This is a genomic window from Virgibacillus profundi (genome assembly GCF_002287375.1).
Classification (GTDB): domain Bacteria; phylum Bacillota; class Bacilli; order Bacillales; family Amphibacillaceae; genus Virgibacillus_K; species Virgibacillus_K profundi.
Genome location: NZ_NPOA01000010.1, coordinates 81,788 through 104,315, shown reverse-complemented (window position 1 = coordinate 104,315; position 22,528 = coordinate 81,788). Strand labels below are relative to the sequence as shown.

The window sequence follows — 22,528 nt, the reverse complement described above, 5'->3', positions numbered from 1 at the left end:
TATTTACAATTGTGTAAACAAATCATACTAATTTTTACAAGGAATGAGTAATAATTTGTATATAATAATTTTTTTAACCCTTCAACAGTAAGCGTTTACATTGAAAAGTAAATGTATCGGGAAAAGTTGGCATGTATTTTGCTATATAATGAGTGAAGTGAATAAAGGAACTATATTATAAACTTTTTCATTTTTCAAGAAGTAATAAAATACAGGAGGTTTTTAATTTGGTTTTACCTTTCAAACATGAACCGTTTACAGATTTTACAGACGAAAAAAATAGTGCAGATTTTGAAGCTGCCTTAAACCTGGTGAAGGGCGAATTAGGCAAGGAATATCCACTGGTTATCAATGGTGAAAAAATCTATACAGATGACAAACTTGTATCTAATAACCCTTCCAGTAAAGATCAGATAGTAGGGAAAGTATCTAAAGCAACAAAAGAACATGTGGATCAGGCGATGGACGCTGCATTGACAGCATTTAAAACATGGAGAGAATGGACAGCAAAAGAACGTGTGGATGTTCTTCACAGAGCTGCCGCAATTGTACGCCGCCGTAAGCATGAGTTTTCTGCATGGCTCGTATATGATGCAGGTAAACCGTGGGATCAGGCAGATGGTGATACGGCAGAAGGGATAGATTTCCTTGAATACTATGCTCGCCAGATGGTGGAACTTGGTAAAGGAAAAGCATTAAATGATCGTCCAAATGAGCATAATTCCTATTTTTATCAGCCAATGGGTCCTGGTGTAACAATTCCACCATGGAACTTCGCATTTGCAATTGTATGTGGAACAGTAGCTGCACCAATCGTAGCTGGAAACCCTGTGCTCCTAAAGCCATCGGAGAACACACCAGTTATTGCCTATAAGCTGATGGAGGTATTTGAAGAAGCAGGATTACCTAAAGGAGTACTGAATTTTGTTCCTGGTGACCCTGCTGAAATTGGTGATTATCTTGTTGATCATAAGGATACACACTTTATCAACTTTACAGGTTCACGTGCAACTGGAACACGTATTATGGAACGTGCAGCAAAAGTCCAGGAGGGCCAGCAATTTCTTAAGCGTGTCGTAGCAGAAATGGGTGGTAAAGACACAATCATTGTGGATAAGGATGCAGATCTTGATCTTGCAGCAGATGCCATTGTAAATTCTGCATTCGGTTTCTCCGGTCAGAAATGTTCTGCTTGTTCAAGAGCAATTATTCATCAGGATGTTTATGATGAAGTGCTGGAGAAATCTATTAAACTAACGAAAGAACTAACAGTAGGAAACCCATCTGAAGAAAATGTTTATATGGCTGCTGTTGTTAACCAAAAACAATTTGATAAGATCAAAGATTATATTGAAATCGGAAAAGATGAAGGGGAACTTGCCTACGGTGGAGAAACCGATGATTCAAATGGTTATTTTGTTTATCCAACCATCTTTAAAGATTTAGATCCAAAAGCGAGAATCATGCAGGAGGAAATATTCGGGCCGGTTGTTGCGTTTGCTAAAGCTGCTGATTTTGACGAATTACTGGAGATTGCCAATAATACGGAATATGGTTTAACAGGTGCAGTTATTTCAAATAATCGTGAACATTTGAACCGCGCAAGATATGACTTCCATGTCGGCAACCTTTATTTCAACCGTGGATGTACTGCTGCAATAGTTGGTTATCATCCATTTGGAGGATTTAAAATGTCAGGTACGGATTCTAAAGCCGGCGGACCGGATTATTTGCAACATTTCCTTGAAGCTAAAACAGTATCTGAAATGTTCTAGTTTGTATTAATTTGCGGCAGTTATTTAGCCTGCCGCAGATTATCTATTAATGCGTGTTCAAAAAGGAGGATAAAAAGGACCGAGAAGTTCGAGGCGGCGCAGCTATGAGCAGACGATCTTGCACGCAGGAAAAGTGATTTTCTTTTCCAAGGAGCGGAACGTATGCAGTTAATACGTGAGCAGCGGAATAGCAAGCCAACGAAGAAATTCGATGTGTCATTTTTGCCGGACTTTTTGAACATCCTCTATTAATAAAACAGTGAATGTGTTTTTAGAGACAGACGATAAACTGTATAAAACACATAGTTAAAGGAGCTATTAACATGGCCAATCTTACAAGAGATTTCTTCATCGGTTTATCAAATAATAAAATCTTAAATAAACATGCAAAAAAATGGGGATTTCGACTGGGTGCTGAAAAGTTTGTTGCCGGTACGAATATTGAAAGCGTTACAGAAATTGTGAAAGAGCTGAACCAGGAGGGTATCAGTGCAACACTTGATAACCTTGGTGAATTTGTAGCAGATAAATCAGAAGCTACCATGGCAAAAGATGATATTATCCAGATTCTGGACATAATCCATCATGAAAATCTGGATTGTCATATTTCGTTAAAATTAACGCAGCTTGGTCTTGATATCGACATAGAATTTTGTATTGAAAATATGAAAGAGATTCTGGACAAAGCGTCTGAATATGATATTTTCATTAATATTGATATGGAAAAATATATTCATTATGAAAAAACGCTGGATGTACTCCATACAGTTCTAAAAGAATACAGTAATGTTGGTACAGTTATTCAGTCCTATCTTTATCGTGTAGCGGAAGATCTTGAACAACTAAAAGATGTCAGAATTCGTTTGGTTAAGGGTGCTTATAAAGAAAGTGAAGCTGTAGCCTATCAGTCCAAAGACGATATTGATCGTAATTTTATTGAAATGGCGAAAAAGCGCCTGCTTAAGGATACGTTTACTTCCATTGCTACACATGACCATCATATTATCAATGAACTGAAGCAATTTATCGAGGGAAATAAAATCAGCAGAGATAATTTTGAATTTCAGATGCTGTATGGTTTTCGAACAGAGATGCATTATAGCCTGAAAGAGGAAGGGTACAATTTCTGTACGTATATTCCTTTTGGAGATGACTGGTTTGGCTATTTTATGCGCAGACTGGCTGAACGGCCGCAAAATATGAATCTGATTCTTAAGGATGTCCTTTATACAAAAGAAAATAAACTTAAGAAAAGACCAATCGCAGTTGGTGCACTTGCAATTTCAGCAATTGGATTGTTAAGTATATGTAATAAAAAGAAGAAAAGTTAATAAGTTATCATAAAGGGATAGAAATGAAAAACAAAGACATATTTCCTTCCTATCCCTATAATATAGATGAAAAGAAACAGAGGTTTTTTATAATTTTAGATTTCAGAAGATTCACAGTTTTTAAACAAGGGGTAAAAAAATTACTTTAAAGGGGTGTTAGTATGTCGGGAGATATTTATCAGCTTATATCCATTATTATTTACATGATTGGGATGTTATTGATTGGGTGGTATGCATATAAACGAACAAGTAACTTGTCAGATTATATGCTTGGCGGACGCTCACTTGGTCCTGCAGTTACAGCGTTAAGTGCAGGGGCATCGGACATGTCAGGTTGGCTCTTAATGGGGCTTCCTGGTGCAATTTACTTATCGGGACTTGTGGAAGTATGGATTGCTATTGGGTTAACTGTCGGTGCTTACTTAAACTGGTTATTTGTTGCACCACGTCTTCGTGCATATACGCAAGTGTCTAATGATTCGATTACGATACCGAGCTTTTTGGACAACAGACTGAAGGAAAACTCAAGAATACTAAGGATCGTATCTGGTGTTATCATTTTAGTATATTTCACATTCTATGTTTCTTCCGGAATGGTTGCAGGTGGTATATTCTTCGAGAGCTCTTTCGGACTTAACTATCATACAGGTTTGTTAATCTGTTCTGCGGTTGTTATTGCATATACGCTTTTTGGAGGTTTTCTAGCAGTTAGCTATACAGACTTTGTACAAGGTCTGATTATGTTCTTAGCACTGATTCTTATACCAACATTTGGTATCTTTCTCACAGGTGGCCCTGCTGAAACGTTTGAATCTATTCGTCAGGTGGATCCAAATATGCTCAGCTTATTCGCTACTGCGACAGCTGCGGGTGTTATTTCCAACCTGGCCTGGGGTCTTGGTTATTTTGGTCAGCCACATATTATTGTACGTTTTATGGCGATTAAGTCAGTTAAGGAAACTAAATCAGCAAGACGAATTGGGATTGGCTGGATGATACTGAGTCTTATCGGTGCAACATTTACAGCATTAATCGGGATTGCTTATTTCCAACAAAATCCAAGTGCTTCTCTGACAGATCCGGAAGCAATCTTTATTGATTTGGGTCAGGTTATTTTCCATCCTTTCATAGCTGGAATTCTGCTTGCAGCGGTACTTGCAGCGATTATGAGTACAATATCCTCACAATTGCTTGTTACTTCTTCCGCATTGGTGGAGGATATTTATAAGGATTTATTTAATGCAAAAGCAACTGAAGAAAGATATGTTACATTAGGGCGGATTGCGGTATTGGTTGTCTCCATTGTTGCAATGATCTTCGCATGGCAGCAAAATGATACCATCCTTGGATTAGTTGCATTTGCCTGGGCAGGATTTGGTGCATCATTTGGACCGATTATTTTACTATCCATTTACTGGAGGAAAATTACAGGTATTGGTGCACTATCCGGTATGGTAGTAGGGGCAATAACTGTATTTGTCTGGGGCAACACAGCACTATCCGGGGTATTGTATGAGATTGTTCCAGGTTTCGCATTAAACCTGATTATCACAGTTGTTGTCAGTCTGATGACATATAAACCAAATGCTGAAGTGGATCGTGAATTTGACGAAACACTTAAGATCGTTGAAAACGAAAATAAATAAGGTGATATGGTTAACTTACACGAGAGGTCAGTCCAAATATGGGTTGACTTCTTTTTAGATGAATGAAGAAGGTTTATTTTTAGTTAAAATTAAATTCATACTTGATTTATCGGATTAATTAGAATACAATATACGGTAATAATTAAATATTCTTATCAAGAGAAGCTGAGGGATTTGGCCCTGTGAAGCTTCAGCAACCTCTGACTGCTGTCAGAAAGGTGCTAATTCCAACCAAGAGTGATTCTTGGGAGATAAGAGCGGAAATGTAAATGCAACCCTCTTTTCTCAAACAGAAAAGGGGGTTTTTAATATTTCTGAAGCAGTATTTCAGTATAGATTAGTTTCGTAAAAGGCTTGAAGCGTTATGCGAAATAAAGAAAATGGAAGGATGATTATGTGAGTGAAATCGTAGTTTTATCAGGTAGTCCCTCAGAACATTCCCGCTCAGAGCAGGTATTGAAGTATTTGGGGAAACTATTGAAACAAGAGAATTTTTCGGTCACCCATATTTCTATTCAGGATGTTCCGCATAAAGATCTGTTCCAGGGAAGGTTTGACAGTCCGGCATTTATAGACATTGCAAATTTACTCCAAAATGCAAAAGGTGTCATTGTCGGCTCACCGGTATATAAAGGTGCTTATTCCGGTGTGCTAAAAGCATTGCTTGACGTTTTACCGCGTGATGTACTAAAACATACTCCGGTACTTCCCTTAATGACAGGTGGAAGCATGTCCCATTTACTAGCATTGGAGTATACTCTAAAACCCTTATTGGCAACGTTAAAGGGACATAATTTAAAAGGGTTATATTTTCTGGATAGCCAGATTGATAAATATCAAACGAATCCGATCATTGATAATGCAATTTTAGAACGTACCAAAAAACAGCTTTATTATTTTATTGAACTTGTTAATAATCAGAGATCACTAACTTTGTCAACTTACTAAATATCAAGGAGGAATAGCTTTTGACTAAAAAAAGAATTTATCTGAATGCATTTGATATGAATAGTGCTGGGCATCAATCCCCCGGGTTATGGACACATCCTGATGATGAATCCCATCGATACAAGGATAGTGAATATTGGACCCGGCTTGCTCAATTATTGGAAAAAGGAAGATTTGACGCAGTGTTTATTGCCGATGTTTTAGGTACTTATGATGTATACAAAGGTTCAAGAGATGCAGCTGTTCGGCAGGGGGCGCAGTATCCGGTAAATGACCCGTTATTGGTAGTTCCTTTAATGGCAGCAGTAACGAAGCATCTGGGGTTTGGTGTTACAGCCTCTGTCACACATGAACACCCATATCCATTTGCCCGTCGGATCTCTACATTGGATCATCTAACAAAAGGGCGTGTAGGTTGGAATATTGTCACTTCTTATTTAAAAAGTGCAGCAGTTAATATGGGGCTGGAAGATCAACTGAAACATGATGAGCGTTATGACCTGGCAGCAGAATACCTGGATGTCTGCTATAAGCTCTGGGAAGAAAGCTGGGAGGAGGATGCTGTTAAGCTGGATAAAGAAAATGGCATTTACACAGATCCGGACAAAGTGCATGATATCCATCATGAAGGGAAATATTTTAAAGTTCCCGGTGCACATCTGACTGAACCATCTCCACAACGAACACCGGTTTTATTCCAAGCAGGGGCATCAACAAAAGGTCGCACTTTTGCTGCGAAAAATGCTGAACTTGTGTTTATCGGTGCGCCAACTATCAACGTCGCAAAAGAAACAGTTAGACGGCTGCGGGCTGATATTGAGAAAATAGGTAGATCGCAAGACGAGCTAAAAATACTCACAATGCTTACACCAATCGTTGGAAAGACGGAAGAAGAGGCTATCGAAAAATATAATGATTATAAAAAACATATCAGTCATGAAGGAGCTTTGGCTTTATTTGGGGGCTGGACCGGAATTGATTTATCAGAGTATGATCCGGACCAGGTTATCAGCTATATAGAAAATGATTCGATTCGCTCTGCACTTGAAGGTTTTACTAAAATTGATCCAGATAAGCAGTGGACAGTTGAAGAGATCAAAAACTTCGTAGGGATTGGCGGCATGAGCGCTTATGCTGTTGGATCACCGGAACAAATTGCTGATACATTGGAAGAGTGGGTAAACGAGGCTGGAGTTGATGGCTTCAATATTGCTTATGCCATCACCCCGGGAACATTTAAGGATTTCATTGAATATGTTGTTCCTATTTTACAGGAAAGAGGCCTTGTTCAAAAAGAATATGAAGGAACTACTCTAAGAGACAGTTTATTTGGTCATGGTGATCGATTACTGGATCATCATCCGGGTAAGAATACGAAGGAATTGGTAGTGAAGTAAAAAAGGTGGTTATTAAAATGGAGTCGCTTTTAAAGAGTACTCCATTTTTTTAAATGTATACGATAAAGACAAGAAATAATAAATTAGTAAAAAAAGGCATTTCTGAATTTTTCAGAGGTGCTATTTTTTTGCAGGAATTATAGAATTCTAAATCGAAATAAGAGTATATAGGTTCAAGCCAATGATAACATTGTATTATGGACGGTTTTGTCTGGGTGTGTGATCTGGTTACTGATAAAGACTATCGTTCAAAAGGCTATGGCAAAGAACTTCTTACATACATTCAGAACTGGGCAGCAGATAATGATTATGATAAGGTTAGCTATGTTTTTAAAAAGGAGCTTTAATTTATGAAGAAGGATTGTGTTTTTTGTTACCCCGAGCTTGAAAAAAGACAGAGAGTTATTTTAGAAAATGAATTTTGTATGTTTCTTCGGTTGGAACAAGCAGAAATCAAAGGGTCCCAGTTGGAAGGTGCCGGATTAATCGTTCCAAAGATTCATAGAGAGACTGTATTTGACCTGACGAGTGAGGAGTGGAATGGTCACTTTGAGCTTTTACGGGATGTGAAAGATTATTTGGATAAAAAACATCAACCTGAGGGATATAATCTTGGCTGGAACAGTGAAGCAGTTGGCGGACAGCATATTTTCCATGCTCATTTTCATGTGATTCCAAGATACAAAGATGAACCATTGTCAGGGAAGGGTATCCGGTATTTGTTTAAGAGTGAGGAAAACAAGCGGAATCATTTTTACCTGTAACCTTTTCCAATAAATTCCGTCTATATTTAAAAGACAAATAAAGGGTGGGGTCAAAATGAAAAAGAGATTAATGGTACTGCTTCTTCTCCTCCTCGGGGTCATGATAACAGCATGCAGTAATGATTCAGAGAGTAGTGATTCCAGTAATGAAGTTGTAGTGCAGGAAAGTATGGATGGGGAAGCCGAAAAGTCTGCGGTTGGGACAGATGATTCTGCGAGTGAGCAACAGGATTCCAGTGAAGAGAGTACATCGCCCGAAGAAGCTGAAGTCAGCAAAACCGATCGAAAAATAATTTATACTGCTTTTCTTCATATAGAAGTAAAAGATTATCAGCAGGCAGAAAGTGACATTCAGACACAAACTGCAGATCATGGCGGATATATTGTTGATTCGAATATGCATGTAGATTCTGAAAGCGGATCCGCCAATGGAGAGATAACTGTACGAATTCCTCAGGGTGAGTTTAGAGAATTTGTCAGACTGGTGGAGGAAGGCAGCAGTACGGTTGTGGAGAGTTCAATTTCCGGAGAGGACGTTACAGAAGAATATGTAGACCTGGAATCACGTTTGAAATCGAAACGTGTGGTGGAGGATCGACTGTTTTCTTTTATGGAGCAAGCTGAAAAAACGGAGGATCTATTAACCATTTCCAAAGATTTAGCAAAAGTACAAGAAGAGATTGAACAAATAACAGGTCGGATGAATTATCTTGAAAACAAATCGGATCTAGCCACGGTTACCATCAATATTCGGGAGAATAATGTTAAACTTTCAGGGATCAATGAAGATGATTTAAATACCTGGGAAAAAACGAAGCAGCAGTTTTTAAAAAGCATTAATTTCCTGATAGCAGCATTTTCCGGTGTCATCGTATTCTTCATTGGGAATTTACCTATACTTATTATTATAGCCGGGATTGGGCTACTTTCACTTTGGATTTTTAAGAAAAGAAAGAAAAATAGTGAAGGAGATTAAATAATACCTTTTTCTTTGGGATTGACTATCTTAAAATGAGTGATAATGAATAGCATTCCAGTCATTATCACTCATTATATTTAGTTTTCTTTTGATTCCTTTATTAGTTCCTCCTGCATTTTTTTCAATACCTCTCTTTCGTGTATTAAAAATCCTTCATCAGAAAATAATATTCTAACATTGACATTGTTTGAATATTTATTATATACTTGATTCAACAAAGTTGAATTATAATAAACTCAGGTGAATATATTATATCAAATGGTAAATAAACAGCAAAAAGGGGAATAAACAAGATAGATGCCATTTTTTAAATGGATTATTTGAAAACGCATTCATATTTTTTCATATATTATAGGATCATCAGTTTAAAAAAATGGGAGGTATACTCATGGCACGATTGCCTAATTATGTTCAAATAAAGGAAGTAGCACCTCGTGACGGATTGCAAAATGAAAAAAAGTTCATTTCAACTGCTGATAAAGTAGCGTGGATTAATATGCTTTCGGAAACCGGGGTTAGTGAAATTGAATATTCTTCATTTGTTAACCCGAAATGGATACCTGCACTTAAGGATGCCAAAGAGGTTGGCAAACAAATTAAGCGAAATCCTGACGTAATGTATTCTGCGCTTGTTCCGAATATGAAGGGACTGGAATTTGCACTGGAGGCCGGGATTGATGGTGCTAATGTGTTTATGTCGGCGAGTGAATCTCATAACAAAAAGAATATTAATAAATCGATAGCAGACACGTATCCTGTACTTGATGAGGTTATTAATGAAGCGAAGCAGGAAGGAAAACGTGTAACAGGCTATGTATCTACCGTATTTGATTGCCCATATGAAGGGAAAATAGACCCGGAAGATGTTATTCGTGTTTGTGAAAAGTTATTTGCATCCGGTGTTGATGATATTTCACTTGGTGACACGATTGGTTCCGCGGTTCCAACACAGGTGGAACAACTGCTTTCACCATTATTATCACGCTATCCCAGTGAAAAACTTATCCTGCACTTTCATGACACAAGGGGAATGGCCATTGCTAACATCATGACTTCCATGCATTATGGAATTCATCGCTTTGACAGTTCTGTCGGGGGGCTTGGTGGATGTCCATATGCACCAGGGGCAGCTGGAAATGTTGCTACAAATGATGTTTTGTACCTGTTGGATGGATTGGGAATTGAAACAGGAATGAATGAAAAGCGAATTCAAGAAGCATCCTTATTTATCCAGAAGAAACTGGGAAAGCTGCTGCCAAGTAGGTCATTGGCCTATTTTGCCAACGCACAGTAAAATAAAAATAACTTAATCCGGTTCTAAGGCGATGCCGATGCTTTAGAACCGGTTTTTGTACTTCTTGACTATAGTCTGGGGCTAATTTATGATGAGAAAGACTAGTATCTGAAATTTTCGGAAAGGGATGAGTTTCCATAGAGCTTGGAAGTATTGGAAAAAAGATTAGAGAAATGCGTCTACGAAGAAAAAAAACACAACAACAAATTGCCGATCAATGTGGGATTTCCAAGAGTTTATTATCCAAAATTGAAAATGGACAAACCGCTTCTGCTGTTGCAACACTATCAAAAATAAGTGAGGCACTGGAAGTACCATTATCCTGGGTGCTTGATGATAAAATAGAGCAGGAACTTGTGCTGCAAAGGAAAGATAATAGACAATCCAAAGTTGGGGACGAGAGTATGGGGTATTCCTATGAACTGCTTGCCAACAGATCCCGATACAGTGGAATCGAACCAACCATTGTTTATGTCAGACCTAAAAATATTAATCAGCGAACAGAACCCTTTACCCATACACAGGATGAATTTATCTATATTATTAACGGATCAATCTATCTTGTTTATGATGGCAATAAGCATTATATGGAAACAGGGGACAGTGCATATTTTCAAGGGTCAAAACCGCATCTGTTCATGCCTGTAAGTAATGAAGGTGCACAGGTATTGACCTGTTTTATAGACCGGACTTAGAAAATACATAGGTCATGTTATTTTCTTGTAGAATAAGGCAGAGTAGAAGTCTTAAAAGCAAATATAGTTTATAAAAAAGAGCATAATCCTGAGGATTATGCTCTTTGGCGGGGAAAATATTGAGACTTGCGAATCTAATTTTAAATTGTTTACAATAATAAATCGAGGTTATTTAATGGAAGGTAAGATGAACGATACTGAATAAAATGTAAGCATACCTTGCCTGTTACCTTTGGAGAACCCTATGCAATGTAATCTTCCTTAGAGACGTCATTGGATTCCTTTTTGATATAATAATTTCCTTTTGTATATACAGCCAGGATTACTGTGAGAATTGCTGCAAGAATAGCCGCAAAAAATGCTGCAGTACTTTGCAGGAATGTACCCATAAAACCAAGTGCAGCTATCGTGCCTAAACCACTCGCTACGATTAAGGAGATAACTCCAACAGGGTTCCATTTAAATAGATTTCCTTGTTTAGCTTCGTAATAAGCCGGACCAATTTTCAATAATTTTTTCACAATGAGTGCATCTGTTACTAAAATTGCAGCCCATGTCAATAGGAAAACTCCTTGGAAAGTCATTACTGCAGTTAAATAATCTACTATTCCACTTAGCATTAAAATAATCGCAGCTACCCCGGTTACAACGACCCAGAATCTTCTGCCAGGTTTAAATTTAAAGATATTTTCAAAAAAGTTCGATAAAGATAATGAACCACTGTATATATTGGTAATATTAATTCTAATCTGTGTAAGCATTGTAAATAATACACCGCCAATACCGAGAAGCAATACGATATAAACTCCCGGATTTGGTTCTCCCAAGCGTACACCAAACCAAATACCAAGACCGCCCATAACTCCAAAACAGAAAATTTGTGGAATGAAGCCAATTGCAAGTGATCCTATTTTAAGATCTTTTGGTTTAAGAAAGCGGGCATAATCTGAAGCTAGAAGGGGAGTAAGACCCATAATTCCGTGTTGCATTCCGATACAAAGCAGTAATGCTGTCCCTCCAACCTGTACTCCTTCCGGCATAAATGTCCAGAAACTCCCGCCATACACGGAAGGTGTGTTGAAGGCCATAACGATTGCTGCAATTAAAAACACAAAAAATATCGGTAAGGACCATTTTTGTAATTTATCTAATTGCTTTATACCAAACCAATTTAATGGGATAACGATCGTACCGAAGAAAACGATTAACACCCACTCTGGTATAACGGGGAAAAAAGTATGCACAGCAGATACTAATATTAAGCCTTCCAGTGCACAATACATAATAAAGTTTGTTGCGTAAATAAACGAGGTTAATGACGCACCGATATAACCAAATCCGCCCCCTCTGGATAATAGGTTTACGTTCATACCGGATTTTGCTGATAAATAGGCAATGAATGTACCAAGTATACCTGCAACAATAATGGCATAAACAGCTGATATAATAGCATTAATTGCTCCAAACTGAAGTGCCATGACACTTCCCATTTGAAAATAAAAAATGGCAGTTGCTATCCCAAATGTAATATTTGTGATCGTCAACCAACCCATGTTTCTTTTATCACGAGGCACCCTATCTAAAGAATAATCATCACTTGTTTGTTCAACTTTGTGATCTGCAGTTTTAACAGATCCCATAGTTATCATCTCCTTCTTTGATGTTCATCGATTCACAATGTTTACCCCGCCTTTTTGTGAGAGTTTCACAATCTAGTCCATCAATAACCTTATCAATATAAATGAGAGTAATCAAATACGGTTATGTCATGTATTCTGTTATTAAACCGTGAAAAACTATCGCTATCTTTCAATTCCTACTAATATCATGGAAATAATAGTGCTATCTGATAGATTAGAAGGTAATGAAAATAGTTACTTACCAGAAAACATTGCACGTTTATGAGAAAAGACTTATCTAAATTTATATATTTCTACTGCAAAATTGAAGTACGGTTAAAGCAAATTGTCCAGATCCTAAAAAAAAGTGAATTATCTCATATAATTTTTAAACTGTATAATCATATACCAACACTGACCAAGTGCACTTATTGGGTATTAGATAATATTAGAAGAGTAAATATTTAGAAAAATGAGGTCTTTAGTAATGAATTTATGGTAATATATAGAAAAGGTTAGGGGGGTTAGGTGTATGGAAAAAGTCACAGCGATATTAAAATCTAAAAAGTTTTGGATAGCTGTCGGTTTATTGGTTTTAATATCTATTACTTATGGTGTTGGTGGTTCAGGGGCAAAGATTGCTCTAGGGGAAACAAAAGTAGGTCATGATGAACTTGTATCTAAAATTGAAGAATTGGAAAAGGAACAAGGAGTAGCTGAACAGGAATTAGAAGACATCAAAGCGGAAATTGACGAAACTAAGACAGCATTTAATAATGAAGAATCCAGATTAGATGAGAAGCGAAAAGAAGTTGACGAGACTTTAGCCTTAATTGATGACCGTGATCAATTAGCAGATGAAATCAAGGAATTAGAAGACAATTTAAAAAGTAATCAAAGCACATTGGACACGCTAACAACTAATATAGAAGGTAAAGAAGCTCAGCTGGAAAAATTGGAAAATGCGATCGTACAGAAAAAAGAAGATCCTGTTGAATTATTGTCAGGGGTTTATGTAGTAGGCTCGGATGTGGCTGCAGGACGGTATCAGGTAACTAACATCGGTAGAGGGACAAATTTTTTTGTTTACAGCTCAAGCGGGTCTAATAAAGTTAATACAATCCTGGGAGATAGCAGTATAGGAAGTGGGGACTACGTATTTTTCGCAAATGATGGTGATGTTATTGAAACAAACGGAAAAGTAAAATTAATACCTGTTGAGGAATAATTACTTTTAGAGATTAACAACCTTTTAAGGTAAAACATCCATTACGGCATTGTCTTATAGTGACCAAATAAATAGTATAAATACTGGTATGGCAGGGTTTATGCGGGTTTAATCACAGGACAGCATGTGAAAACCAAAAGGGCTAATCTATTATAAGATTAGCCCTTCTCCATTGTTAATTATCACTTTTTTTGTCATTTGCTGTAAGCTAATCATCCGGGATGTCCTTTGGATCAATCACGGTAAATGGTCTCATCATATCATAATCCTCATGTTCCAATATGTGGCAATGCCATACGTAGTCTCCGGTATATGGCCCGAATTTTGCTATAACACGGGTAATCTGAGCAGATGGAGCAGCTATTGTATCCTTCCAGCCTCTTTCATTTGGTTTTGGAGCCTTGGTTGATCCAGTGAATACAATGCTCCCATCCTTATTGTATTGATCAAGGTCAAAGGGCTGTCTGTCCAGAACCTGAAACTGTATCAAGTGGATGTGCATGGGGTGTGTGAATCCGGTGATATTCATAAATGACCAGATTTCGGTTGATCCTAACTTAGGCTTCTCAGTAATGGGATCCATCCATTTTCTATTATCGAGCAGAAGCAGTGGGCGTCCGTAGTTATCCTCAGACCCAATTAATTTTAAATTTCGTATAGTTTGTATTTCACCCTGTTTTAAGGAAGGTATATGCGAAAGATAGGAAGGAAGGCTGCTTTTGTCCTCTCCGGAAAGTGGCAGGCTTACTCGGAATTGGATGATATCATCTGTTTTATCTTCAGGGTCAGCATCTGGCCCAAGATCATTTTTTAAAATGATTTCTTCACCCGAATACTGGGAAAAGTCCACGATTACATCAACTCTTTCTGCAGGCTCCAATGCTATTTTGTCCAGTTTAACTGTCCGCTGCATCAATCCTCCATCTGAGCCAATTTGATAAAAGGGTTGACCGGAATCAAAATATAACTGATATGTTCTTGTATTCGAAGCATTTAATAATCGGATACGGTATTTCCGTGGCTCAACTTCATAATAAGGCCAAATTTTTCCGTTTACTACAATTTTGTCTCCAAGAAAGAAAGGCGTAATAGAAGGATCCGGCAGGTTTTCAGCAGGATCATCCGGTTGGCCAGGATAAAAAAGGGATCCATCCGCATTCAATGTTCTATCCTGAATTGCAAGAGCAACCTCGTATTTTCCTGAAGGTAGATTAAGCTGTTTTTCTTGTTGATCCCGAATAATATACATCCCCACAAGCCCCGCATATACATTCAATCTGGTAATTCCCATTGCGTGATCGTGGTACCAAAGCAAAGCTGCCCGTTGATGATTTGGGTATTCATAAACCTTCCTCTCGAAAAACGAACCAACCTCTTTGAAGTCTTTGGTATACCATGCATCAGGATAGCCGTCGCTGGAAGCCTTTGTTTCACTGCCATGCAGATGGGTAACTGTACGTACTTCCGGCTGATGGGCCACGTCATGTATCGACCGATCAATAGGAAGTAAATGTTTTGAAGGCAGATTGTTTATCCATTTTACTTGAATTTGCTCACCTTGATTGATATCAAATGTGGGACCTGGAAACTGGCGATTATACCCCCACAATGTTGTTGGTCTTAAGTCTCGATGGAGTTTTTGTTTAAATTCCTCCATTTGAACTTCATAATAAGAGAATCCTTTATTTTTATGCTTTGGTTTGATGGTATCTATGATAGGAAGCGGATCTACAAATTTCTTAAGTTCCATTCTCTTCACTCCTAAATTTTGGGTGTTAATACAGTAAATGATAACTGGAGTTATATGGAATGGGCAGATTGATTAATTATGAGATATTTTTAAAATAACCCGGCGGATATGCGTAAATTTGTTTAGAGTGAGGGCTAACGACCTATATAAAATCCGTTTTCTAAAAGATTGGAACCATGGTTCGTTAGACCAAAAGAATTATTGTTTTCGCCACAAAATCTATAAAAGACGACGTAATCTTTGATGTGACTTCCTTCCACCCTTTAAAAGATGAGTGCTAGTACAGCGCTCCGGAAACACATTTCGCTTTCCGCGGGCGGCTGGTGAGCCTCCTCGTGCTACGCACTGTGGGGTCTCACCGAGGCCTTTCCTCCCGCTGGAGTCTACATGTGTTTCCTCCGCTGAAATTCTGGTTACTGCCGATGAACTGCATTAGTAATCAACATTCAAAACATCGAACCACCTCACTAGTTTGGGTGAGCGAAGGGCGGTGACTCCTGCGGGAACAGCACGTGTCTGAAGACCCCGCAGAGTGGTTTTCTCGAGGAGACTGAAGCCGTGCCCGCGGAAAGCATCCGCCCGGAGCGATCCCGGACGGCAGCAATAGCACTTATCATGGAAATTTAATTTTAATTTACGACGCACTTTAAATCAACTATGATAATTCAATAGCTACAAAACTTACGAAAAGAGTCAAAAAAAAAGAGAGGGATCTCACATCCCTCTAACTTGTGGCTAAACCTTTTTTAATTATCATTTTCCGTTTCACTTGCTGCTAATTGTTCATTTTCTTTCTTTTCGTATCGCAACTGATCAAGATCAAGATCATCAGGCAGGCTGTTCTTTCCTGTTATATTTTCAAGTAATTCCTTCACATCAATACCGGATGAAGCTTTTAGTGATTCCTGAAGGGTAGACATCAAATTGGTTGCATAGCCTGATACTTTATTCGCTCCACCTTCACCATTGGCACTGCCTGTATCAACAACTGTGATTTTGTCGATATTGCCAAGTGGTGCAGCAACTTCCTTCGCATATTCAGGAAGCATCTTGATAACCATGTCGAGTACAGCAGCCTGACCGAATTGTTCGAATGCCTCGGCAATTTTTTCTTTGGCTTCCGCTTCTGCCAAACCTTTCAGGCGAATAACTTCTGCTTCTGATTCACCTTGAGCTCTTTCTGCATCAGCCTTTGCAAGACCATCTACACGTACTCTTTCTGCATCAGCTTTTGCCTGTGACTCAATACGGTATTGGTTGGCATCTGCATCTGCAAATTGTTTTGCCTTATCTGCAACAGCAGCCTGCTCCACAGCATAACGATCCGCATCAGCTTTCTTCTTAACTTCAGAGTCGTACTGTCTTTCACGACGGAGAATTTCTTTTTCCTCTAACTCAATTTGTTTTTGACGTTCAATGATTTTGATTTGCATTTCTTGTTCTGTAACTTCCTGCTTGGAACGAGCTGTTTCCAGATCATATGCCTGGTCGGCACGTGCTTTAGCAACATCCTGATCACGTCGATAGTCAGCTGTTTTCATTTGATTTTCTTTTTCAGATTCGGCAATTTCAGTGGCACGTTCGAGCTCTGCTCTTTGTGCATCCTTTGCAGCTTCAGCACGGAAAATACGTGTTTCCTTATCCGCTTCAGCTGTTGCAATATCTGCATCACGTTTTACTTGAGCAATTCTTGGTTTACCTAAGGATTCCAGGTAACCATTTTTATCTTTCACATCTTTAATCGTGAAGGAAACAATGATCAGTCCCATTTTTGCTAAATCCTGTGATGCAACACGTTGAACTTCCTGTGAAAATTTATCCCTGTTCTTATAAATTTCCTCTACAGTCATCGATCCCAGGATGGAACGAAGATGACCTTCCAGAACTTCTTTCGCCTCATTTTCGCGATCTTCCTTTGCTTTTCCTAAAAATTGTTCTGCAGCTGTAGCGATTTCACTAATTGATCCCCCGATTTTAATAATGGCAGTACCATCAGCCATTACGGGAACACCCTGCTCCGTATAGACTTCCGGAGTCGTAACTTCCAGTTTACTGGAAAGCAAGCTTAGTGGTTCAGCCTGCTGGAAAACTGGTAATACAAATGTACCTCCACCGCGAATGATTTTTACTTTATTCCCGGATTCATCAATATGTACATTCTTACCACCCAGATAACTCCCCGTGACAATTAATGCTTCATCAGGACCAGCCGTGCGATATTTTGAAACAAACACACCAATAAGTGCGAGAACTAGAAATACTACGATTCCAATAATGATCCAAAAGCCTTCAAACATTCCTTTTCCCCCTTTAATTCTAATAAAATTTTATTAAAATACTTATCCAAGTGGATGAGTAGATTAAACAGTATGCTCGGCATCTAAATTATTTTCATATGGAATTACATATAAGACACCTTTTTTTACTTCAATGACCAGTACTCGTTTACCACCAGCAATGGCTTCATTTTCATACCCTGTTGCCGGCTTTGAAATCATTCCGCTTTTACTCTCAATGACGATCTCACCAAAGCCATTTTCGGGAATAGGAATGATAATCTTTCCTACCCTGCCTTTTAGGGATTCCTCTGTATAACTGAGGGATTCTTCCGCAGAAGAGAGTGGAATAAGGACGAAAATATTAAGAAGTATGTCCAGCAGTAATGCGCTAATAATGGAGACAACCATAATAACCAGACTGGAAAATGATGTGACAGTTTCGAATATATAGCCGGAAGCTGAGAAAAAAGTAATAAAAGCTAAAATGAGAGCTGGATTTAACCCGATCGCTTCACCGATTCCTTCTAAAATATCTCCAAAGAAGATATATAAAACAGTCAGGCTCCCAGCTATAATAAGCATCGTTAAATAAATTGTTTCCATCGATGTACCGAAGAGCGTCACGTTAGTTCACATCCTTATTGTTTATATTAAAATTGTTTTCCCTTATAATTTACTTACGGATTACTTATGTAAAAGGTTTCGAAAAAATCAAAATAGTTTCATGAAATTAGGTTTTTATCGTACTTTTAAAGCCATACATATAAACTATATTCTAAATTTTTATAAAGATCAACTTATTTTTTAGGTTAATATAGCTATATGAAAGAAGGGGACGGAATGAATAAAACAATTGGTATATTGGCACATGTAGATGCAGGGAAAACGACCTTTTCCGAACAATTGCTATACCATACAAAAAGTATTAAACAAAGAGGACGTGTAGATCACAAAGGAGCTTATCTCGACAGTCATGAAATAGAGCGAGCGCGGGGGATTACTATTTTTGCTGACCAGGGAATGTTTAAGTATAATGAATCAACTTATTATCTCATTGATACACCTGGACACATTGATTTTTCACCGGAAATGGAACGGGCTATCCAGGTAATGGACTATGCAATTGTAATCGTAAGTGCAGTTGAAGGAGTAGAAGGCTTTACGGAAACAGTATGGCAATTGCTTCAGAAACATAGCGTTCCTGTATTTTTCTTTATAAATAAGACAGATAGAGAAGGTGCAGATATCACCAGGGTGCTTGATGGGATACGTTTAAATTTGTCAGAGGATGTATGTGAAATCTCAACTTCTTTTAGCGATGGAAAGATGAAGAATGATTTAATCGAATTTATTGCTGAGCGGGATGAGTTGCTCTTTGAAACGTATATGGAATCAGGATACGATAAAGATTTATGGCTACATTCATTCGTATCGATGATAAAGGAAGGTGAAATATTTCCGTGCTGCAGTGGTTCTGCATTACAGGATATTGGTGTTATAGCGTTTTTAGAGAAGCTGGATCAATTAACGGAAACTGCATACACTGACAATGTTGATTTTGCCGGGAAGGTTTATAAAATTCGTTATGATAATGATGGAAACAGAGTTACTTTCCTTAAAGCTTTACAAGGGACATTAAAAGTACGGGAGATAATCAGCTATGGGAACGGGGAAAATAGAACATCAGAGAAAGTAACACAACTAAGAGTTTATAATGGTGAGAAATACCAAATAGTTGATCATGTCCAAGCAGGGGAGCTTTTTGCCGTGATAGGGTTATCCAGGGCTGTTGTTGGCGATGGGATAGGTGAAGTTGTAGAGTGGGCAAGTCATGAGTTGATTCCTGCGCTAAAGTCCAAGGTTGTTTTTGATTCTTCCTATCATGTAAAAGATGTACTACGATGCTTTAACATCTTAGATGCTGAAGAACCGTCATTACGTGTACATTGGGATGAAAAATTCCAGGAGATTTATATCCAAGTTATGGGTATTATCCAGCTGGAGGTACTGGAACAACTTGTCAGGGAACGGTTTCAGCTTGAGGTTTCCTTTGAAGAACCGAAAATATTGTACAAGGAAACAGTAGATTCTGCAGTAAATGGGTATGGCCATTTTGAACCTCTGAAACATTATGCGGAAGTACATCTTAAAATAGAACCAGCGGAAAGAAATAGTGGGACTGCATTTGAAAATGTTTGTCATACGAATGATCTGTCAGTCGGGAATCAAAATTTAGTTTGTCATCATTTATTTGAGCGTGAACATCATGGGATATTAACAGGTTCAGCATTTACAGACGTAAAAATTACGCTACTGACAGGAAGAGCACATAATAAGCACACTTCCGGTGGTGATTTTCGTGAAGCTACATACCGGGCACTGAGGCAGGGTTTGGAAAAAGCAAATAATGTATTACTTGAGCCTTACTATGATTTTAAAATTAAAGTTGATTTAGACTATATTGGCAGAGTTTTATCAGATATTCAGCAGGCACATGGAAGTTTTGCACCACCGGAAACAGTTGAGGGAAAAGTGACAGTTACCGGGAGAGTGCCAGTCGCAACGTTCATGAACTACAATGCTATGTTTACTTCTTTTACACATGGAAAAGGGATACTGAATCTTAAATTTGGCGGGTATGATCGTTGTCATAATGAGGAAGTGGTTATTCAGAAAATATCCTATAATAAAGACACGGATCCGGAATATACATCTGCATCTATATTCTGTGCAAAAGGAAGTGGATATAAAGTACCTTGGGATCAGGCAGAAGAGGAGATGCACGCATTGTAAAAAAACACCAAAGCACTTTTAACTTAGTGTTTTGGTGTTTTTTCTATTTCTTTTAGTAACTCTAAAAGTACTTCGCCAATAATCCTTCCTGCTGTTTTAGGGGCGGTTTTTCCAGGCATACCAAGTGCATGAATTGCCTTGACTCCTTTTTTCTTAGCAAACGCAAAATCCATACCTCCGGGTTTGGAGGCAAGGTCAATAATCAGTGCAGATTTATCCATAGCTGAAATTACCTTTTCGTTCAAAATTTGCTGTGGGATTGTATTTATGCATATAGCCATATCGGTAATTTCCTGCTCCATTTCACTGACCTTGACAGATGTTAACCCCATTTCCTTAATGCGGGCGATTGCTGAAGGTCTTCTTGCTGCTACACTAACATTTGCTCCAACTGAATCAAAAAGTCGTGCTACAGTAAAACCGACTCTGCCAAATCCAAGCACCATGACATTAGCACCATGAATGGTAAAATCAGTTTCTTCTATTGCCAGATTTAATGCACCTTCAGCAGTAGGAATGGAATTGAATATCGCAATATCGTCACGGTCAAATAATACGATTAATTTACGGTTGGCTGATTTTACAGCAGTATTTAAAAAAGAATTAGTTGTACCTGTATAAATAATACAGTGTTCCGGTGTTTGAATAAGCATTTCTTCTGATAGATAAACAGTGTTGTCAGAGTATATAGCCTCTACTTCTCCTGCTGTATCCGTACCTGCAACCGGTAAGATGATTGCATCAATGGCTTTAAAGTTAATTTTATCTATTTTCGAATTTATAATGTTCGGGTTATTAAATGATAGTTGATCATACCCAATTAAATAAACCTTTACCCCTTCATTAACCAACTTATCAATGATTTCCAGATACCTTGCATCTCCACCAATTAATAGAACATGAAGATCTTTTAACAAAATAAATCCCACCTTTCCATCATATATATTTTTATTTTTTAAAAATAGGCTATTAAATTTTCATTCATAAATTTAAACTATGATTCTTTATGAATGCTTATGTTTAATTTATATAATATCAGACTTTTCTATTTTCATAAATTAGCATTGTTACATATGCTGTAATTATCCTGGGAGGGAGGTATGATCATGTATTACTTGTATTATAGAGGATATTATCCGCTATATTTTTATAATCCTTACTTACCTATTCGTGAATTTCCGCCAGTTGATCCTGAATTTTTTCATCAATCTGCTAATGAAACAAAAAAACTAATGGAAGATGCCAGTGTGATCTTGGATAAATTAGCGGATTCAAAGGAATTTGATGAGGAATTAATGTATGCGGCACAAACTTCGGATATAGAAGAGGTTGAACGGTTAATAAACTCCATCGATATTTCCTCAGAAGTAGAAGTCCATTTCAATCCGGATAATTTGCGGTTGGAGTTCAAATCGCATGTAGAAGAAACAGAATGCTGCAAACTAACAGTTGCACTAAGGTGGAGATGACAATTTCCTGGACTATATTTTCATGTCAATAAAACTTGAAAAAACTGCCTATAATAATTTCCACTTTTTAAGCCATCCTAATGAAGTGAAAGGGAGGTTTTTACATGGAACAGCAATTACGAAATTTAATGACATCAAATGTGTTTACAGTCAATGAATCACAGACAATACAGGAAGCAGCAGCTATGATGAGTGAAAGTAATATCGGGGCACTTCCAGTTATTAATAACAATGGTCAAATGGTTGGGATTATAACTGACCGTGATATTACGCTCCGTTCCACTGCGCAGGGAGAAGCTGCCCAAACACCGGTATCCCAGGTGATGACGGCACAGCAGGTTGTGCAGGGTACACCTGATATGGATGTCCGTCAAGCGGCAGAATTGATGTCGCAGCAACAAATTCGCAGGTTGCCTGTCGTGGAAAATGGCCAAATTATAGGAATGGTTGCTTTGGGTGACTTGGCTGTGGATAATCAGTTTGATGGTGCAGCTGGACAGGCATTATCCAGTATTTCAACCCCTTCAGCACCACAAAAATAAATTAGTAATTGGTACTCCC

19 protein-coding genes, 1 pseudogene and 1 riboswitch are annotated in these 22,528 nt (G+C 38.0%); of the genes and pseudogenes, 14 read left to right on the top strand and 6 right to left on the bottom strand.

Features of this window, described 5'->3' with window-relative positions; translation table 11 throughout:
• Positions 1 to 227 precede the first annotated feature (227 nt).
• The 10 genes and pseudogenes from pruA (at position 228) to CIL05_RS14635 (ending at position 10,829) form a co-directional block, all read left to right on the top strand.
• Positions 228 to 1,775: an L-glutamate gamma-semialdehyde dehydrogenase gene (gene pruA / locus CIL05_RS14680; RefSeq protein WP_095656303.1), complete on the top strand. Its 1,548-nt coding sequence runs from the start codon at positions 228 to 230 to the stop codon at positions 1,773 to 1,775.
• Between the two features lie 323 nt (positions 1,776 to 2,098).
• Positions 2,099 to 3,106, top strand: a complete 1,008-nt coding sequence (locus tag CIL05_RS14675; RefSeq protein WP_095656302.1) for a proline dehydrogenase family protein — start codon at positions 2,099 to 2,101, stop codon at positions 3,104 to 3,106.
• Between the two features lie 161 nt (positions 3,107 to 3,267).
• Entirely contained in the window at positions 3,268 to 4,752 is a 1,485-nt protein-coding gene (putP, locus tag CIL05_RS14670; RefSeq protein ID WP_095656301.1) for a sodium/proline symporter PutP, read from the top strand.
• 149 nt (positions 4,753 to 4,901) lie between these two features.
• Positions 4,902 to 5,010, top strand: a riboswitch (SAM riboswitch).
• A gap of 138 nt (positions 5,011 to 5,148) precedes the next feature.
• The gene (ssuE, locus tag CIL05_RS14665; protein ID WP_095656300.1) at positions 5,149 to 5,700 is read left to right on the top strand and encodes an NADPH-dependent FMN reductase; all 552 of its coding nucleotides are present in this window, start codon (positions 5,149 to 5,151) and stop codon (positions 5,698 to 5,700) included.
• Positions 5,701 to 5,720: 20 nt separating this feature from the next.
• On the top strand, positions 5,721 to 7,097 hold the full coding sequence (locus CIL05_RS14660; RefSeq protein WP_095656299.1) for an LLM class flavin-dependent oxidoreductase: 1,377 nt from the start codon (positions 5,721 to 5,723) through the stop codon (positions 7,095 to 7,097).
• A gap of 157 nt (positions 7,098 to 7,254) precedes the next feature.
• A pseudogene (locus CIL05_RS14655) lies at positions 7,255 to 7,444 on the top strand (GNAT family N-acetyltransferase); the annotation flags it as partial.
• Positions 7,445 to 7,447: 3 nt separating this feature from the next.
• Positions 7,448 to 7,861, top strand: coding sequence for an HIT family protein (locus CIL05_RS14650; protein WP_095656298.1), 414 nt, complete (start codon positions 7,448 to 7,450; stop codon positions 7,859 to 7,861).
• Between the two features lie 55 nt (positions 7,862 to 7,916).
• Entirely contained in the window at positions 7,917 to 8,837 is a 921-nt protein-coding gene (locus tag CIL05_RS14645; protein WP_095656297.1) for a DUF4349 domain-containing protein, read from the top strand.
• A 391-nt stretch (positions 8,838 to 9,228) separates the two neighbouring features.
• Entirely contained in the window at positions 9,229 to 10,134 is a 906-nt protein-coding gene (locus CIL05_RS14640; RefSeq protein WP_095656296.1) for a hydroxymethylglutaryl-CoA lyase, read from the top strand.
• A 137-nt stretch (positions 10,135 to 10,271) separates the two neighbouring features.
• Complete coding sequence (locus CIL05_RS14635; RefSeq protein ID WP_276245348.1) at positions 10,272 to 10,829, top strand: helix-turn-helix domain-containing protein; 558 nt, start codon at positions 10,272 to 10,274, stop codon at positions 10,827 to 10,829.
• Between the two features lie 242 nt (positions 10,830 to 11,071).
• Here the strand turns inward: CIL05_RS14635 and CIL05_RS14630 are convergent, their stop codons facing one another.
• Positions 11,072 to 12,469: a purine-cytosine permease family protein gene (locus tag CIL05_RS14630; protein WP_095656294.1), complete on the bottom strand. Its 1,398-nt coding sequence runs from the start codon at positions 12,467 to 12,469 to the stop codon at positions 11,072 to 11,074.
• Positions 12,470 to 12,980: 511 nt separating this feature from the next.
• On the opposite strand from CIL05_RS14630, the gene CIL05_RS14625 reads away from it, so the two are divergent.
• Positions 12,981 to 13,676, top strand: coding sequence for a coiled-coil domain-containing protein (locus CIL05_RS14625; protein WP_095656293.1), 696 nt, complete (start codon positions 12,981 to 12,983; stop codon positions 13,674 to 13,676).
• Positions 13,677 to 13,884: 208 nt separating this feature from the next.
• On the opposite strand, the gene CIL05_RS14620 is transcribed toward CIL05_RS14625, so the two are convergent.
• The 4 genes from CIL05_RS14620 to CIL05_RS14610 all read right to left on the bottom strand — a co-directional run bounded on the left by CIL05_RS14620 (position 13,885) and on the right by CIL05_RS14610 (position 18,329).
• Positions 13,885 to 15,426 carry a multicopper oxidase family protein gene (locus CIL05_RS14620; RefSeq protein ID WP_095656292.1) on the bottom strand — a complete coding sequence of 514 codons (1,542 nt, stop codon included), beginning with the start codon at positions 15,424 to 15,426 and terminating at the stop codon, positions 13,885 to 13,887.
• A 219-nt stretch (positions 15,427 to 15,645) separates the two neighbouring features.
• Positions 15,646 to 15,834 (bottom strand): hypothetical protein, encoded by a 189-nt coding sequence (locus CIL05_RS22870; protein WP_338066946.1) that lies wholly within the window; start codon positions 15,832 to 15,834, stop codon positions 15,646 to 15,648.
• A 338-nt stretch (positions 15,835 to 16,172) separates the two neighbouring features.
• The gene (gene floT / locus CIL05_RS14615) at positions 16,173 to 17,723 is read right to left on the bottom strand and encodes a flotillin lipid rafts scaffold protein FloT (protein ID WP_095656291.1); all 1,551 of its coding nucleotides are present in this window, start codon (positions 17,721 to 17,723) and stop codon (positions 16,173 to 16,175) included.
• A gap of 63 nt (positions 17,724 to 17,786) precedes the next feature.
• Positions 17,787 to 18,329, bottom strand: a complete 543-nt coding sequence (locus CIL05_RS14610) for an NfeD family membrane protein (RefSeq protein WP_095656290.1) — start codon at positions 18,327 to 18,329, stop codon at positions 17,787 to 17,789.
• Between the two features lie 216 nt (positions 18,330 to 18,545).
• Here CIL05_RS14610 and CIL05_RS14605 point away from each other — a divergent pair, with 216 nt between their 5' ends.
• On the top strand, positions 18,546 to 20,498 hold the full coding sequence (locus CIL05_RS14605) for an elongation factor G (RefSeq protein ID WP_206207785.1): 1,953 nt from the start codon (positions 18,546 to 18,548) through the stop codon (positions 20,496 to 20,498).
• Between the two features lie 23 nt (positions 20,499 to 20,521).
• On the opposite strand, the gene dpsA is transcribed toward CIL05_RS14605, so the two are convergent.
• On the bottom strand, positions 20,522 to 21,415 hold the full coding sequence (dpsA, locus tag CIL05_RS14600; protein ID WP_095656288.1) for a dipicolinate synthase subunit DpsA: 894 nt from the start codon (positions 21,413 to 21,415) through the stop codon (positions 20,522 to 20,524).
• 189 nt (positions 21,416 to 21,604) lie between these two features.
• Here dpsA and CIL05_RS14595 point away from each other — a divergent pair, with 189 nt between their 5' ends.
• Positions 21,605 to 21,967: a YuzC family spore coat inner layer protein gene (locus CIL05_RS14595; protein ID WP_095656287.1), complete on the top strand. Its 363-nt coding sequence runs from the start codon at positions 21,605 to 21,607 to the stop codon at positions 21,965 to 21,967.
• A 104-nt stretch (positions 21,968 to 22,071) separates the two neighbouring features.
• On the top strand, positions 22,072 to 22,509 hold the full coding sequence (locus CIL05_RS14590; protein ID WP_095656286.1) for a CBS domain-containing protein: 438 nt from the start codon (positions 22,072 to 22,074) through the stop codon (positions 22,507 to 22,509).
• The last annotated feature ends 19 nt before the right edge of the window (positions 22,510 to 22,528 follow it).